Annotated in this window: 16 protein-coding genes; 6 read left to right on the forward strand and 10 right to left on the reverse strand. The window is 39.2% G+C overall.

What is annotated here, in order from left to right; genetic code table 11:
- Positions 1-31 precede the first annotated feature (31 nt).
- From AC07M3_RS01590 to AC07M3_RS01605, 4 genes are all read right to left on the reverse strand, one after another.
- Positions 32-652, reverse strand: coding sequence for an ATP-binding cassette domain-containing protein (locus tag AC07M3_RS01590; RefSeq protein WP_494566333.1), 621 nt, complete (start codon positions 650-652; stop codon positions 32-34).
- A 4-nt stretch (positions 653-656) separates the two neighbouring features.
- Entirely contained in the window at positions 657-1,349 is a 693-nt protein-coding gene (modB, locus tag AC07M3_RS01595; protein ID WP_494566334.1) for a molybdate ABC transporter permease subunit, read from the reverse strand.
- Positions 1,346-2,131, reverse strand: a complete 786-nt coding sequence (gene modA, locus AC07M3_RS01600) for a molybdate ABC transporter substrate-binding protein (protein WP_494566335.1) — start codon at positions 2,129-2,131, stop codon at positions 1,346-1,348. The genes modB and modA overlap by 4 nt, the downstream gene beginning before the upstream one ends.
- A gap of 490 nt (positions 2,132-2,621) precedes the next feature.
- Complete coding sequence (locus tag AC07M3_RS01605; protein WP_494566336.1) at positions 2,622-2,969, reverse strand: winged helix-turn-helix domain-containing protein; 348 nt, start codon at positions 2,967-2,969, stop codon at positions 2,622-2,624.
- 222 nt (positions 2,970-3,191) lie between these two features.
- Here AC07M3_RS01605 and antA point away from each other — a divergent pair, with 222 nt between their 5' ends.
- The 4 genes from antA (at position 3,192) to AC07M3_RS01625 (ending at position 7,651) form a co-directional block, all read left to right on the forward strand.
- Positions 3,192-4,607 carry an anthranilate 1,2-dioxygenase large subunit gene (gene antA / locus AC07M3_RS01610; RefSeq protein WP_494566337.1) on the forward strand — a complete coding sequence of 472 codons (1,416 nt, stop codon included), beginning with the start codon at positions 3,192-3,194 and terminating at the stop codon, positions 4,605-4,607.
- 2 nt (positions 4,608-4,609) lie between these two features.
- On the forward strand, positions 4,610-5,101 hold the full coding sequence (gene antB / locus AC07M3_RS01615; RefSeq protein ID WP_426453776.1) for an anthranilate 1,2-dioxygenase small subunit: 492 nt from the start codon (positions 4,610-4,612) through the stop codon (positions 5,099-5,101).
- 5 nt (positions 5,102-5,106) lie between these two features.
- The gene (gene antC, locus AC07M3_RS01620; RefSeq protein WP_494566338.1) at positions 5,107-6,141 is read left to right on the forward strand and encodes an anthranilate 1,2-dioxygenase electron transfer component AntC; all 1,035 of its coding nucleotides are present in this window, start codon (positions 5,107-5,109) and stop codon (positions 6,139-6,141) included.
- A gap of 451 nt (positions 6,142-6,592) precedes the next feature.
- Entirely contained in the window at positions 6,593-7,651 is a 1,059-nt protein-coding gene (locus tag AC07M3_RS01625; protein WP_494566339.1) for an AraC family transcriptional regulator, read from the forward strand.
- A gap of 55 nt (positions 7,652-7,706) precedes the next feature.
- Here the strand turns inward: AC07M3_RS01625 and AC07M3_RS01630 are convergent, their stop codons facing one another.
- Genes AC07M3_RS01630 through AC07M3_RS01650 form a run of 5 tightly spaced genes read right to left on the reverse strand, consistent with a single transcriptional unit; the run spans position 7,707 to position 12,596 of the window.
- Positions 7,707-8,654: a SphA family protein gene (locus AC07M3_RS01630; RefSeq protein ID WP_494566340.1), complete on the reverse strand. Its 948-nt coding sequence runs from the start codon at positions 8,652-8,654 to the stop codon at positions 7,707-7,709.
- A 54-nt stretch (positions 8,655-8,708) separates the two neighbouring features.
- Entirely contained in the window at positions 8,709-9,239 is a 531-nt protein-coding gene (locus AC07M3_RS01635) for a flavin reductase family protein (protein ID WP_174749172.1), read from the reverse strand.
- Between the two features lie 27 nt (positions 9,240-9,266).
- The gene (locus AC07M3_RS01640) at positions 9,267-10,505 is read right to left on the reverse strand and encodes a styrene monooxygenase/indole monooxygenase family protein (protein WP_494566341.1); all 1,239 of its coding nucleotides are present in this window, start codon (positions 10,503-10,505) and stop codon (positions 9,267-9,269) included.
- A gap of 42 nt (positions 10,506-10,547) precedes the next feature.
- Positions 10,548-11,333 (reverse strand): SDR family oxidoreductase, encoded by a 786-nt coding sequence (locus tag AC07M3_RS01645; protein ID WP_494566342.1) that lies wholly within the window; start codon positions 11,331-11,333, stop codon positions 10,548-10,550.
- A gap of 12 nt (positions 11,334-11,345) precedes the next feature.
- Positions 11,346-12,596: a dienelactone hydrolase family protein gene (locus tag AC07M3_RS01650; RefSeq protein ID WP_494566343.1), complete on the reverse strand. Its 1,251-nt coding sequence runs from the start codon at positions 12,594-12,596 to the stop codon at positions 11,346-11,348.
- Between the two features lie 370 nt (positions 12,597-12,966).
- Between AC07M3_RS01650 and AC07M3_RS01655 the strand changes: the two genes are divergently transcribed.
- Together AC07M3_RS01655 and AC07M3_RS01660 are read left to right on the forward strand one after the other, a co-directional pair.
- Entirely contained in the window at positions 12,967-14,178 is a 1,212-nt protein-coding gene (locus AC07M3_RS01655) for an OprD family outer membrane porin (protein ID WP_494566900.1), read from the forward strand.
- A 17-nt stretch (positions 14,179-14,195) separates the two neighbouring features.
- The gene (locus AC07M3_RS01660) at positions 14,196-15,539 is read left to right on the forward strand and encodes an MFS transporter (RefSeq protein WP_092705781.1); all 1,344 of its coding nucleotides are present in this window, start codon (positions 14,196-14,198) and stop codon (positions 15,537-15,539) included.
- Between the two features lie 72 nt (positions 15,540-15,611).
- Here AC07M3_RS01660 and AC07M3_RS01665 read toward each other — a convergent pair whose 3' ends face one another.
- Positions 15,612-16,598: an AraC family transcriptional regulator gene (locus AC07M3_RS01665; protein WP_494566344.1), complete on the reverse strand. Its 987-nt coding sequence runs from the start codon at positions 16,596-16,598 to the stop codon at positions 15,612-15,614.
- Positions 16,599-16,763: the final 165 nt, after the last annotated feature.

Genomic DNA, 16,763 nt, shown 5'->3' on the forward strand with positions numbered 1-16,763 from the left:
AAGACTGAAATAATGTGTGAAATATGAAAAATTATAAAACCCACATTGTTTCGGTCAGTTGTTTAATCTCTTGAATATCATGACTCACATAAATCATGGGAATTTTTATTTCCTCTTTGACCTTTTGAAAAAAAGGAATAATTTCAGCTTTATGTGCGGCATCTAATGCCGATAAAGGTTCATCAAGTAATAACAGCTTAGGTGAATATAACAATGCCCGTCCGAGCGCTACTCGCTGTTTTTCACCACCTGAGAGCTTGATTGGCATACGTTGTAGCAAGTGTTCTAACTTTAATAATTCAATAATGTAATCAGCTTCAAAATGACGTTCTTGTTGTGCAAGATGTTTAAGACCAAATAATAAGTTTTGCTTTACCGTTTTATGCGGAAAAAGCTGAGCATCCTGAAAAACCAGTCCAACATGGCGCTTTTGCGTGCTGAGATTAATTTTTTGATCCGAATCAAACCATGTTTGATCCTGTATCTTAATTAGTCCACTACGTGGTGTATTTAATCCTGCAATGGCATGTAATATTGAAGTTTTACCAGAACCAGAGGCACCAAATAAACCAATAACTAAAGTATCTGACTGGAAACTAGGTTCAATAAGAAATTGACCCATTTGTAGCTGAAAGTGGCAATCAATCAACATAACTCTACCGCCCTAACCGTTTCTTTTGATAACGATGAAACCACTGTGCAAACCATAATGCCAAAAAAGCGACACTTAAAGATAAGACAATCAGTCGTTGAATAGCAGCTTCTGTATCTGGTTGTTGCATTAGGCTATACATAGCCAATGGTAAGGTTCTTGTTTCATCAGAGATATTGCCAACAAAGGTAATGGTGGCCCCAAATTCACCCAAACTACGACAAAAACATAAAATGGTACCAATTAAAATACCACTACTAGCAAGTGGCAACGTGACATGAAAAAATGCCCCAAAAGATGAAGCACCTAATGTCTTTGCTGCCATTTCTAAACGCTGATCGACCAGCTCAATCGCTAGGCGAATTGATTGCACCAAGAGTGGGAAACCCATCACTGCCGAAGCAAGAACTGCTCCTTTCCAGTTAAATGCGAACTCTAATCCTAAAGGCGCTAAGTATTGCCCAATAATGCCGTGGTTTCCAAAGACTTGTAATAGCAAATAACCTGGTACAACTGGAGGCAGTACCAATGGTAAAAAGACTAATGTTTCAATGAATGACTTACCCCAAAACTCTTTACGCGCCAATACCCAACCTACAAAAATTGCAGGAACAAGGCTGATAATTAGGCAACTTGCCGCAACCTTACAAGAAAGTTGCAGAACACTAAGTTCTTCTGGGGTTAAAGAAAACATCATGGTTTAACTGGAGCTAACACACTAAAGCCATATTTTTTAAAGACTGATTTGGCTTGGTTGCTTTGTAAAAATTGATAAAACTTTGCTGAGTCAGGATTCTTTTTAACCATCCCTACTGGATAAATAATTGGTGAGTGAGTATTTTCAGGAAATACGCCCACCACTGTTACATCTTTACTAATGGCAGCATCTGTTGCATAAACAATGCCCACCTGACATTCACCACGTGCCACAAAGTTTAATGCAGCTCGCACATCTTCTGTTTCAACTAATTTTGGCTCAATACGATTCCACCAACTTAAATTGGTAAATGCTTGTTTAGCATATTTGCCTACAGGCACACTTTTGGTATCCCCTGTACAAATCTTCCCTGTAAACACTTTATTCGGATCGGTAGTTTTATCCAATTTAATCTTTAATGATCGTCCTTTCGGGGTAATCAGTACCAATCGATTACCTAATAAATTTAAACGATCATTTGCTGCGACTAATTTTTTATTTTGTAGATAATCCATCCACTGTGTATCTGCTGAAATAAAGATATCTGCGGGTGCCCCAGCTTCAATTTGTTTAGCTAAGGTCGATGATCCTGCATATGAAGTCTTAACTTCTACTTTATTCTGTTTTTCGTAAATTTTTTCTAAATCGTTAATCGCGTTGGTCAAGCTTGCTGCTGCATAAACAGTAACCGATTCGGCCTTTACAGAGAGACTGATTGATAACCCAAGACTTATGATTGAACTGACTATAGCGATTTTTTTTATCTGTACAGGATTTACCATTGTTTTTCCTTTTTTTATCGATTTATACAGCGATATATATCCTAGAATATAGCGGTATACGTAGATGATGAAAAGCAGAAATCAGTTAAATATAGAGGACCTAAATGTAGGTAGATGGTGCATTTCTCATTTTAAACTTCATTTTGGTGCAATATGCTGAAAGTTTATCTATCGAGATACCCTATTTTTAAAACCCATTTTCTTTCAGTGTCGGTTAATAGCTTGATTAGTTTTATGGTCATCACCATGCCAAGAAGCACATAGCGATGACCATAAAGATCTGTAAACAGATCAGTCGTTTATGCCAGCCACTTTTTTAGATACACAATAAAAAACGCCTATTCCTGACCATCTTTTACGATAGTACAGAATAGACGCCATTGTCTGTGTAACTGAAAATTGCAGCAGTGCTTTTTCAGCGTGCACTTTTTATTAAGCAAAAGCTATACCAAATTAAAAGATTCAGTCACTAAAAAGTCTTTTAATTTAGCTATTTTAAATAGCTACTCATAATTTGATAATCATGTTCTAAGGCTTGTCGAGCATTGATTTCCATTTGACGATAATGTTGTAAGACTCTCAAGCCTAAAGCTGTGACTGCTGCCCCACCACCATGTGTTCCACCCGTTTGAGTTTCAACTAAGGCTGTTTCGAAGCACTGATTCATGGTGTCTACCAACTGCCATGCACGGCGGTAGCTCATATTCATAGATTTTGCCGCTTGTGAGATCGAACCAGTTCTCTCAATTGCCTCAAGTAAGTCTGCCTTACCCGGACCCAATGCGATGTTCTGCTCTGAAAGAATTCTGATTTGTAATTTTAATTTGTGTTCTTTCATAGGCTTAACTCACAAGGTTTCACTTTATGCTCTTTAGGATTATAGGGAAGTTTAAGAAGATAAGACACCATACAAATTTAGAATCCTCATTATTCCCTTGAAAATAATTTTATTAAAAAATCAAAACTGCACAAAGTGGATAAAGATCTGGAAAAAACGGATAGAGGTAAAGGCTTAATCGCGGTTCAATCAATTAAAAGCTGAATGAATAGGATTGAGCAAATGACCTCATCTAATTTAAAACAATGGAATGATTTTGTAGATGGATGTATCGACTTCCGTCCTAAAGATAGCGTATTCCGTATTGCACGTAATATGTTTACTGAGCCTGAGCTGTTTGATTTGGAAATGGAATTCATTTTTGAAAAGGTTTGGATTTATGCATGTCACGAAAGTGAAATTCCAAACAATCATGATTTCCTAACGGTTCAAATTGGTCGTCAGCCGATTATTGTGAGCCGTGATGGTAAAGGCGAATTACACGCCATGGTCAATGCTTGTGAGCACCGCGGCGCGACATTAACACGCGTTGCTAAAGGCAACCAATCTACATTTACTTGCCCATTCCACGCATGGTGCTACAAGTCAGATGGCCGTTTGGTCAAAGTAAAAGCACCGAGTGAATATTGCGAAGATTTTGATAAATCAAGCCGTGGCTTAAAGCAAGGCCGTATTGCTAGCTATCGTGGTTTTGTCTTTGTAAGCCTTGATACTCAAGCAACAGATTCGCTAGAAGACTTTTTGGGCGATGCAAAACTGTTTCTTGATTTAATGGTTAACCAGTCTCCAACAGGTGAACTCGAAGTATTGCAAGGCAAATCATCTTATACCTTTGCAGGTAACTGGAAGCTACAAAATGAAAATGGCCTAGATGGTTATCACGTCAGTACCGTTCACTACAACTATGTATCTACAGTCCAACATCGCCAACAAGTCAATGCTTCTAAAGGTGCAGAACTCGACACACTAGATTACAGCAAGTTAGGTGCGGGTGATTCCGAGACTGATGATGGCTGGTTCAGCTTTAAAAATGGTCATAGTGTGCTGTTTAGTGATATGCCGAATCCAACAGTTCGTCCGGGTTACAGCACCGTTATGCCTTATTTAGTCGAAAAATATGGCGACAAATATGCTGAATGGGCAATGCATCGTTTAAGAAACTTGAACTTGTACCCTAGCCTATTCTTTATGGATCAAATTAGTTCTCAGCTTCGTATTATTCGCCCTGTGGCATGGAATAAAACTGAAGTCATCAGTCAATGTATTGGTGTTAAAGGCGAATCTGTGGAAGCGCGCCGTAACCGTATTCGTCAGTTCGAAGACTTCTTTAATGTATCAGGCCTTGGTACACCAGACGATTTAGTCGAATTCCGTGAACAGCAAAAAGGTTTTCAGGCACGACTTGAGCGCTGGAGCGATATTTCTCGTGGCTGTCAGTCTTGGGAATACGGTGCAACCAAAAACTCACAAGATTTAGGCATTCAACCCGTTATTACTGGCCGTGAGTTTACCCATGAAGGACTCTATGTAAACCAGCATGGACACTGGCAACGTCTAATGCTCGATGGCTTAAACAAGAAAGTGCTGAAAATGCAGGATATTACTTTCGAAAACAATGCCGTAATGGATGAGGTGTAACCATGTCACAAGAACTATATTTCGCTGTATCTCAGTTTTTGTACAAAAAAGCAGAACTTTGTGATGCTTATGACTGGGATACCTATTTAGAACTTTACGATGAAGATAGTGAATATCATATTCCACAGTGGATTGATGACCATAACTATGTTCAAGATCCGAATCAGGGCTTGTCTTATATTTATTACGCAGACCGCACTGGACTCGAAGACCGTGTATTCCGTATTCGTACAGGAAAAGCAGCTTCTGCAACGCCATTACCACGTACGTTACACAGCATGAATAACATTCGAGTTAAAACACTGGATGATGGATTAATTGAAGCAAAAGTTGCATGGCAAACGCTTTATAATCGTCAAGGATTAGAAGGTTGTTTTTACGGACACGCTACTTATCTTTTACGCCAAACAGCAGATGGTTTCCGCATTCGTCGTCAGCACAGCATTTTGCTTAATGACAAGATTGATTCCGTTTTAGACTTCTATCACGTTTAAGGGGTATGAAAATGGGACATTCAGTTGCACTTAACTTTGCCGATGGCAAAACCTTTTTCATTTCGGTAAATAACGACGAATTGTTGCTCGATGCAGCAGTTCGCCAAGGAATTAACTTACCGTTAGACTGCCGTGAAGGTGTTTGTGGCACTTGTCAGGGACAGTGTGAAACAGGCATCTATGAACAAGAATATGTCGATGAAGATGCCTTAAGTGAACGTGATTTGGCCGAGCGAAAAATGTTAGCTTGCCAGACACGAGTAAAATCGGATGCAGCTTTCTATTTCGATCATGATTCAGCCATTTGCAATGCTGGTGATACCTTAAAAATTGAAACCACAGTTACCGCGGTTGAGCTGGTTTCTGAAACGACAGCAATTTTGCATCTTGACGCGAGTAGTCATGCTGAACAACTTCAGTTTTTGCCTGGTCAATATGCTCGTTTGCAAATTCCAGATACTGAAGATTGGCGTTCTTATTCATTTGCCAATAGACCGAACTCAACCAATCAATTGCAATTTTTAATTCGTCTTTTACCAGACGGTGTGATGAGCAATTACTTGCGTGATCGATGTCAGGTTGGACAACCCCTATTCATCGAAGCACCGCTTGGTAGTTTCTATTTGCGCGAAGTACAGCGACCATTGGTTTTTGTGGCAGGTGGAACAGGATTATCGGCTTTCTTGGGAATGCTAGATAACTTGGTTGAGCAGCCTAACTCACCTGCAGTTCAGTTGTACTACGGCGTAAATAGTGAAACTGATTTATGTGAACAACAGCGTTTACATGCCTACGCAGAACAGCTTCCAAACTTTAGCTATCACCCAATTGTGACTAAAGCAACCGAAGCTTGGCAAGGTAAAGCGGGTTATATTCATGAGCACTTAAATAAAGATCAACTGGCTGAGCAAGCTTTTGATATGTATTTATGTGGTCCACCACCGATGATTGAAGCCGTAAAAAATTGGTTAGATGAACAATCTTTGCAAAACTATCGTATTTACAGCGAGAAGTTTTTACAGAGCAATACCCCACGTTAAAAGTATAAATAATTTAAAAACCACTAAAACCTGAAATGATTCAATATACTCTGTAAGGGGTATATTGAATTTTTACATTTAAATTAAAAGTTTTTATATATCAATAATATAAAATAATAAATTCCGACAAAATAAATTGACCGGCGCACTCTGATTTGCTATAAATTTTGATAGATCTTAAGGAATAAGATCACGATGAGATTAACTTATAGCGCCTTTTATATCCCTCTATTCTATTTCTCAAATTTATTAAATTGATGGACAAAATCCGAATTAAAAATTTGAGAAAATCACATTAATTAGCGGTTAAATTGGTCTGTATTTTGCTTATATCTTATTGTAATTTGCGAGTAACTTAATTTTTTTAAGTGCCGTATTTACTTGCTGCACAGCGAAGTTTTAGAGCTTCTACAACACAAGTAAATACAGGAGTGAGCCAAAAGGGATAAATATGAACCAAGCCAACTCCCCGGAACTCAGTGGGCGTCATTTTCAAAATGAGTCTATCTTTACCAATCATAATTTGGTGTTTGATCACCAAGATTTAAGTGAAACCTGCCGAAATGTTGGGCAGATTTTTAAACCGCATGATCTTAAAATCTCTCAACAGAAGCGAGATTTCAGTGCAACCATGCACCATGTTAAAACAGGTGCCCTGTCTATTAGTCGCTTGGAATATGGCGCAGATGTCATTATTGAACCAGATCACCTTGATAACTTTTACTTAATTCAAATTCCAACTCAAGGCTATGCAGAAATCGAGTTTGGTTCACAAAAGTTTATTTCTTATTCTCAAGTTGCTTCTCTTATTTCCCCTCAGCAATCTTTACGTATGCGCTGGCACGCGAACTCACCGCAGCTCATTCTAAAAGTTTCAAAGGATGATTTTACTTACCATTGCCGTCAGCACATTGCTGATTCAGAAAACAACTTACTCGTTTTTGACCCCAAATTAGACTTTGCTACCCAAAGTGGAGCCTATTTTTTACAACTCGTTAGAACATTGATGGATGCTTTAGCATGCGAGCAACACCCTCTCCATCACCCTCTAGCCTTTAAACAATTTGAGTCAAACCTGTTTAATGCACTGATTTATGGTCAACCTAATAATGCATTACATAGAGTTGATCATTATAAAGAAAAAACTGTCTCTCCTTATTTTGTGAAACGCACAGAAGCCTATATTAAAGAACATTTACATGAGCCGCTTAACGTCGAAATTTTGGCTGAACATGCAGGTGTGAGTGTTCGAACGTTATTTACCGGTTTTAAAAATTATTTGGGGACCACCCCAATGTCTTATCTAAAAGAATTACGTTTTGAACAAGCCCATTTAGAGCTCATGCACAATGAAAATCTATCAGTCACAGACGTTGCATTTAAATGGGGATTTACCCATTTAGGCCGTTTTTCTCAAGAATATAAACGCCGTTATGGTGAGTTACCCTCTTCTACTCGTCGATCTAGTCAAAGTGAAGGCTCAGGCTTAATTACCTCAATTTTTTCTTAAAATAAATAGATAAAAGCCTTTTATATTTCTTGATATAAAAGGCTTTATTTATGATTTAGAAATGATGGACATAGCGAACTTGTAGTCGTGTTCCCTCGGGGCGGTTTTCAGCATCTTGCTCAAAATAAGCATTTGCAACTAAATGATCATTTTTAGAGAAACTATACATGGCGCCCGGACCAATTGCCCACACTTGTTCACGTCGACCTTTGACTTTTTCACCATCGACTTCAGTATCAGTCACTTGTTTTAGCCAATAGCCATTTAGTCCTAAACGGAACTGTTCGGTAATGGCATAGTCCGTTGCAAAGTTTGCATGAAATGCTTGCCCTGCCTGCATATCATTTGCACCTGCAAACGCATAGCTTGGGTCATCATTTTTAAAGTTATAGAGATAATGGATACGCGTTGAAGCTGTCCATTTGGGGCTAAACCAATATGTAGCTGCCCAATAAGGGTCAAAAGAAACAGCGTTATTACTTGGATTAATATCTTTTTGCTGGTCGTATTCGCCAGTAGGTAAATTTACCTGAAACTCAAAACGATGTACAAACTTCGGCCCTTGTGCGCCCATGACTGGATCGAACTGAATAAACGGTCCGATCATAAGGTCGCCAAAACCGCTTTGGGCTTTAATTGCAGCATTATTCAAGCCATCATCCATGTCCATTTTGCTGACAAAGGGAATTAAAAAATTCATCCCTAGACTGGCTTTATCTTTTACTCGGACATTCGATAAATAACTGATCTGTTCAACCAGTACTTGATAATTTAAATCTGTTTTAGGCAAACCTAATTTTTGTCCATTGGCATCGACGAGTTTATTGCTATCGTAATTTTGAAAGTAGGTTTGAGCATACCAGCCGGGTCCTGCGGGTAATCCGCCATCGAGAAAGCTGGTCATACCTAAGTTTACGGTCGGTAAATCATATGCATGTGTAACTAACGGCAAACCCAACAATGTCCCTGCTAAAAAGCCATGTTTAATTAAAGTGCTTTTCATCTTCTTATTTCCTATAAAAAAAATCACGACCGGATTGATCGTGATTATGGTGAATTAATGTGCTAATTCTGGATGTTCAGCGGCAATCCGATACTTTCCTGCGTGGAATACCAATGGTTCACCTTGGCGTTGTTGGTACTGTTCAATCTGACCAATAAAAATTAAGTGATCTCCGCCCTCATACTGATTTACATTGCGGCAAACTAAGGTTGCGAGTGCATCGGACAAAATTGGAACGCCTGCATTACATTGCTGATGTGCAACGCCTGCAAATTTATCTTCAGCACCTCGAGCGAAATGCCCTGAAAGCTGATGATGCTCCTGTGCCAACATGTGAATGGCAAAGTATTCAGCTTCTACAAAATCAGACAAACTGGGTGCCGTTTTTGAAAGGCTCCACAAAATTAATGGTGGATCTAAAGACAGTGAGGAAAATGAATTAGCTGTCATTCCTATTTTGCGACCATCCTTACCACGTGTGGTAATCACAGTGACGCCAGTTGCAAATTGCCCAAGCAAGTTACGGATTTCTCTTGGGTTTTCAGCATTGATGGTTTGTAAGCCTTGAGTTTCAATTGTGTCCATTTTCATATCTCCCTTTGCTATATAACCTTAGGCAACTTTTGCTGGGGCTTTTGAAGCCATGAATGCTTGAGCCTGATTTGCATCAAACCACCAAGGAGCAAAAGCACGTGGGTCATCAAAGTTATTGGCCATAATTGAAGCAATGTTCTGGTTTTGGCTTGCAGCTGCTAATAGCTCAACAACATGAGGTTGCGGTGGTAAGAGCAAGCTATTAGTCCAAGCCACCACTTTTTCTGCATATGTCCAATAACGTTCAAAGGTTTGAATCATCCATTGTTCACTAAAGCTTTGATTATCATTGGCTAAAATGGCATCGAAATAGATCTTGCTACATTTGGCAGCATTGTTTGAGCCCTGACCGGTAATTGGATCATTGACCACTAAGGCATCTGCCATACCAAAAATTTGCTTGCCAGAGGGTAATGTCAAAATTGGTTTGCGTACGGTCGGTGGAAAACGCCCTGCCAAATAACCGCCTGCATCGGTTAACTCAACATTTGCGCAACGTTCATATTCCCAAGGCACAAATTTCTTGAGTAAGTCCAAACTACATTGCAGGTGCTGTTCAGGTGTTTTGACATCTTGCCAGTAGTCCATTGGCCCGTTTGGAATTCCTTCAAACACCATAATGTCGCAAGGACCATTTACGGTGAGTGCCGGAAATGAAAAGTATTCACCCACTTCGGGAATAATGTTAAAAGTCACACGAGAGTAAGGTGAAATCGGCTTCATGTTTTTGACATAAGTTAATGCCAGAGCGCGCTGCGGTTTATCAAAAACACTACGTGCATCATCACGTTCAAACTGTTTAACGACTTCACCTTTACCAGCCGCGAGTAATACAAGCTCGTAGTCGTTTGCGAGTTGTTCTAATTCTTCAATACCCACATCTTGAATAACCAAGCGACCGCCACGGCGTTCAAATTCTTCCATCCAATATGGCATTTTGACGCGTTGATCGACCGATTGAGCGTAGCGCTCAAGACGAGCACTCCATTCAAATGCTTTACCACCATTTTCAGGATTGACTAAAGCCAGCCCAATGCCTTCTACCGCTGGACATTGTTCTTCCCAAAAATTTAAACCTAAGTCACGTTCAGTTTGTAAAGCGGTATGAAACATACACTGGCTTGACATGACTTTACCTTGACGGATTTCATCGGCAGTTCGGTTGGTGATCATGGTCACGTCATAACCTGTATCTAATAAGCCCAAACCAAGCTGTAAACCAGACTGTCCTGCTCCAACAATTGCAATACGGCGCATAATCTTCTCCATAATTTTCTAAATGTGCTTTAAAACGCTGTGCTATTCGGCTAAACGTGGAATAGCGGGCTGTGATCCTTCAGGGCCCATCACTGAATATCCGCCATCGACCGCATAATCTGCTCCAGTGACAAAACTCGCAGCGGGTGACAATAAAAACAAAACAACATTGGCGACTTCTTCGGGATGACCCAATCGGCCTAGTAAGTGATAATCGGCTGCCACGCTATCGGCTTTTTCACGGTTATTGCCACTGACTTCTGCAATCACACGAGACCATGTCCAACCCGGTGAGACAGAGTTAACGCGAATACCATCGACGGCAAAATCCATTGCCATACTTTGTGTGAGTTGACGTATCGCTGCTTTAGAAACTGGATATAACCAGCGCCCTGTTTGTGCCACTTTGGCTGAAATGGAAGTGAAGTTAACGATTGAACCTTGCTGCTTTTTTAAGTCATTGTAAAAAGCACGGCTCAGCTCAACTGTAGAGACCAAATTAATATCGAGTGCTTGTAACCAGTCCTGACGTGAAGATTTAAAACCGTCATCTAAATATGTACATGCTAGATTGACCAAGTAACTTACTTCGCCTAAATGTTGGTGAATATCTGCCACAGCTTGTTGAATAGCCGCATTACTGGTTAAGTCGGTTTGAATAAACATCACATCATGGTTAAAGCTTTCTGCAATCGCCTTACCTTTGGCATCAATATCTAAAATAGCGACATGAGCACCTGCACTAACTAAGGCTTGCACAACTGCTTTACCAATCAGTGTTGCACCACCGCTCACCACAGCGACTTTTCCTTTTAAATCTATATTCATTGCAGCTACTCCTTAATTGATTGGCTTGCTTTCACTACTTGACCAAGACGGCATCAAAGTATTTGAAGGAAGATCTTCATCAAGAAGTTTTCCGGCTGTCTCTACACCTGCAACTGGTAAGCCTGTCGGGTCTAATAAACCAATTTGAACGAGCACCGATGCTTGATCCCAATAAATATGCTCATGGCACAACTTTGACCCTCTAAACTGGATCACACCTAACATTGGAATTTCGACATATTTGCCAGTTGGCTTTACACCCGGTAGTAACCAGTCAATTTCAGCGTCGTGGGTAAAGCTCATAATGAACTCATCCACCACTTGCGTTGAGCCAACCGTACGAGAGATCGAGGTGATCTTCATATCTTTCGGGTTTTGGTGAACAAAATGGTACTGATAAAAACGGGCAAGCTGGCTTTGGCCTACACCGCCAGTCAACGTTGGGATATGGTTGACATAAGGTTCGGCAACCATAGTCGCCATGGTTGCCGGTACGTCACGTGTATCAAACTCATGACGAATATGCTCTTCCCATAGCGCAACTAGGTCATATTTCGGCCCAATCGTGTCATGTAGAGCTGTTACTGTGCGCCCGTGAGCAAAACGTGCAGAAGGTTTGTGGTAATGATTGCTTTTTGGGCGTGCAAAAGCATGATCAACAGCTTCGTAAACATAAGCTTGTACGTTTGAATATTGGCTAGCTGCATCGACAATGGCTTGCCTAGCATCTGGCGGTGTAAATTGGTCCAGTTCTGCAATATGTAAAACCAAACATCCTTTTACGTTGGCTAATTCATCCAACGCTTTTTCGATGCCTACACCGTAATAACCTACGGCACATGCCACTTCCGAAAGTCGACAGCCTGCAAGATAAGCAAGCTTTCCACCTAAACAATAGCCCACCACACCAAGGCCTTTAGAGGTGTCACATTCTGGTCGAGTCTTTAAAAAAGATAAGCTGTCTTGAATATCTTCAACACCGAGGTTCTCGTCATATTGCTGATAAAGTTCAAAAGCTTTTTGAAAGTCTTCTGGGGTATAACCCAATTCGATATTAGGTGCTACACGCCAAAATAAATCAGGAACTAAAACGGTATAGCCTTCTTCTGCAAGAAAATCTGCCTTTTCCCGCATGGCTGCATTCACCCCAAAAATTTCCTGACAAAGTACGACGCCCGGCCCTTTTCCTGTTTCTGGTGTCACTAGATACGCACTGAACTGTTTTCCAGATGCAGTTTTAATTTGAACGGTTTGACCAGCCATAGTGTCAACTCCTGACATTGTTATGGCTTTATCTTCTATCCGAATATTTTTTTAGACTGTCCAAAAGCTGCAAGCACTATCCAATCTGTGCGCAATTATGAAAATTAATCAAACTGGATAAAAATTCAAAAAACAAGAAACACCTATATTTCAAAACTTTAAATCAAAAAATTAAATTAATACTTTTTATCTAATTTGGAAAAAATGGATGAAGATTAGGACTTATTGGATAGTGACTACTGGCTAAAAATAGTTCAATCAAAGTCATGTAATTACTTTGATTACATAAGAAAAGCTCAGTCATTTTCTAACTTAAGGCACTTTATTTATGCATCGACCAAAGCCAATTTATGGACACAACAAAACGTTAATGCTCATCAACATTTTATGTTGTAGTGCATTTTCTACTCAGGCTTATTCAGCGGATGAAGAATGGAAATTTACATTAAAAAATGCATATATAGATAGAAACTATGACAACCCAGATGTAAAAGACACGGGTAGCTGGTCACAATCCGTCTCCCTATTTTATAACTCTAATATGCACGACACGCCGTTAGAAATTGGTGGAACTCCGATTCAAATTGGCGCAAATGCTTCAGCACAATATGCGGTTCGTTTAAGCCAAGATAAACATGTTGCAGATACGGTATTGCCTTTTGATAAAGCAACTCAGTCCCAAGCACCTGATTATTTAAAATATGGTGCGACATTAAAGTTAGGCTATAACAAGACTCTACTGAGCATTGGTGAATTATGGCTAGATTTACCCGTAACCACTGTAGATGCAAGCCGTCAACTCCTAACCTCTTATTGGGGAACCAATCTTAAGTCTCAATTAAGCGATAAGCTTTTTGCTGAAATTGGTCGAATCGAAAAAGTATCGCCACGAAATGAAGAAGAATTTCATCGATTTTCTTTTACTTCAAAAGGTGTGACTGGCTACTCTGATGGCCTTAACTACATAGACCTGCGCTATCAAATTACGCCTAATTTGAAGGGCGAATATTACTTCGGGAATATGGAAGATTTATACAATAAGCATTATGTGGGAATGGACCACGTATGGAAGAATTCCAATTTTTCGATCAATTCAAAATTCAAATATTTCAATGCCAAAGATAATGGAAATCTTTTCGACATCGATGCGCAAAATGTAGGTTTATTAGAAACGCTCAAAGTAAAAAATCACAGCTTTGGTTTAGGTTATCAACAAATTATTGGCGAGTCTGCCTACCCACTACCTGATGGTTTCTTGCCTGAAACTTATTTTATTAACTGGAACACGACCGGTTTCTTCAAACAAGATGAAAAGTCTTATCACTTCATTTATGGCTATGACTTTAAAGATTATGTACCCGGTTTAAATACAACTTTGAAATATGTATATGGCGATCACTTTAAAACAGCAGATGGCTTAAAAAACAAAGAAAGTGAAGCAAACGTTATTGTCAATTATGCCCTTCAACAGCCTTTTCTCAAAGGTTTAGCCCTTCAGTACATCTTTATCAATTACGACGTTAAGCATGGAAACGATTTTTCGGAAAATCGTTTCTTTGTTAATTACAGCAGAAAATTTTAATGAGTTAGGGAATACATATGAAAACGATAGATGCAAATTCGGTAATCAACCGCGAAAAACTGTCCCCCTTACAGTGGATGGTTTTTATACTCGGCTTTTTTGTCTTCTTCTGTGATGGCTTAGACACAGGAATTATTGGTTTTATTGCTCCTGCCTTACTTGATGACTGGGGAATTACCAAGCCTCAGCTTGCGCCGGTTTTAAGCGCCGCTTTAGTCGGCATGTCAATCGGAGCCATCATTTCAGGGCCTTTGTCCGATAAGTTTGGGCGTAAAGGCGTCATTGTTTTTACGAGCCTATTATTTTCAATATTTACGATTTTGTGTGGTTTTGCCGACTCGACCCAAGATTTAATGATTTACCGATTTATTACAGGTGTGGGTTTAGGCGCAGCCATGCCAAACATCAGTACCATTGTCTCTGAATATATGCCTGTAAAACGTAAAGCATTCCTAACTGGATTAGCAGGTTGCGGTTTTATGCTGGGTATTTCTTGTGGCGGTGTGTTGTCAGCTTATCTGTTAGAAAGTTATGGTTGGGCTAAGGTCATTATTATTGGTGGAAGTATTCCCCTCATTTTAGTGGTTGCCTTATTACTTAAATTACCTGAATCAACTCAATACTTAATTACGCGCCAACAACAAGATAAAGCACAACGAATTTTAGAAGATATTCAAGGGCATCCATTCCAAGAACCAGTAAAACTTGTCTTAGCCCAAACAGAAACAGCATCAGAGGAAAATCCGGTTAAAATCGTTTTAGGAAAATACCTGTGGGGTTCAAGCATGCTTTGGCTGTGCTGCTTTACGAGTCTTTTAGTGTTTTATCTTTTAACAAGCTGGATGCCAACAATTTTAAAAACAGCTGGGTTTACGACGCAACAATTTAGTTTAATTGCAGCTATTTTCCCTTTTGGTGGTGTGATTGGTGCAACCATTATGGGTTGGTACATGGATAAACTGAACCCAACCACAGTCATTAAATACTCTTATTTAATTGCTTTTGGGCTATTTATTGTCGCGGGCTTAGTCAGTTCAAATATCTTCCTATTAGGCATTACCATTTTCTTAATTGGTGCATTACTTGCTGGCGCTCAATCTTCTTTACTACCACTTGCGGCCATTTTCTATCCAGCGGTGTGCCGCGCGGTTGGCGTTTCGTGGATGCATGGTATTGGTCGTATCGGTGCAATTTTAGGCGCTTTCTTTGGCTCACTCATTTTCACTTTTAACTTAAGTTTAAGCGGTATATTCTTTATTCTGGCATTACCGACCTTCATTTCATTTATTGCCCTTAGTCTTAAAGTCATTTATGAAAAATCTAAAAGTAAGCAAGTATTGAATCTTGAAAATAGTATTTAAAATATAGAGATAAATAAAAAACCTGATTGAGTTAATTCAATCAGGTTTTTTATTGCTTAAAAGATTAAATAATTAAAAAATTTTGCCCTTCGTTTCACTTGGTTTTTCACCAAACTCCTCGCGATATTCTTGAGAAAACCGACTTAAATGATTAAAACCCCAGTCATAAGCAAGCTTTGAAATAGACACTTTTCTATCAGCGCTAGTTGTACTCAAAATCTTATAAATTTGTTGTAGACGATACTTTTTCAAATAGGACATTGGGCTTGTACCGTAGTACTGCTGAAACTCGTCATACAACTTGGATTTTGAAACCCCAGCTAGACGTTGCAAATCTTCTGCACAGATTTCTTCATGGGCATGTTCAATAATGAAATTCCGCACCTTTCGGATATAGGCTGGTTCATCCTGATGCGAAAGTAACTTTAAACTTTCGGAATAATTATTTTCTTGAGATAAAAGTAAGGCTTTAATTACAAAATTTTCATAGTCTTCAGATAACATCTGCAAACCATAAAAATTGCTATATTGTGATTTTAACTGTAAAAAATTCTGAATATTTTTCCACCATGCACCAATCAGTTGCTCAGAGTCCAGATGCATTTCTGGATTAAAAATGATGGGGGCATCTACCGGTTTATTCAATAGATCTGCAAGAACAATTTGCATGCTTCGTTCTGGAATAACCACCTGAAATTTTCGACAATCTTTATCAATAATCAAATCTTGCTGATCGTTATTTGAAACAATAAGCCCTCTGTTTTCATCAGACTGATAATGAGCACCACGAATGTTGAGAGCTTGTCGACCTTGTATCGGTAAGCTAATGCTATAAGCTTTTAGATTAGAGATGTTAATGGCAACATTTGCACCATAACTGATGGTGCCAATTGCCATTTTTTTATTAGGCAGGCGCATTCCATCATAGTGAAAATCGAGAGTGTCTTTGTAAATTGTGTCTAGACGGTGTTCACCACAAATTGTGGACATCAAATTCTGCGCAAATTCAGCTTTACGCGAATAATGATTGAGTTCCATCTGTTGGCTGAGTGATATCATATCCTTTTCACCTAGCTAATAACTTATTGCTAAAAAAGCAACTTGTATGCCAATTAATATCCTTTAATTGACGAGTTTTCCTGAAAAATATCTAATCAAGAAAGAGAGTAAAGATTACTTTCTCATACTCTATTAGATTTTAAAATTGGAAATAAGTTAAATACC

The organism is Acinetobacter sp. GW821-FHT09D10 (assembly GCF_059416285.1).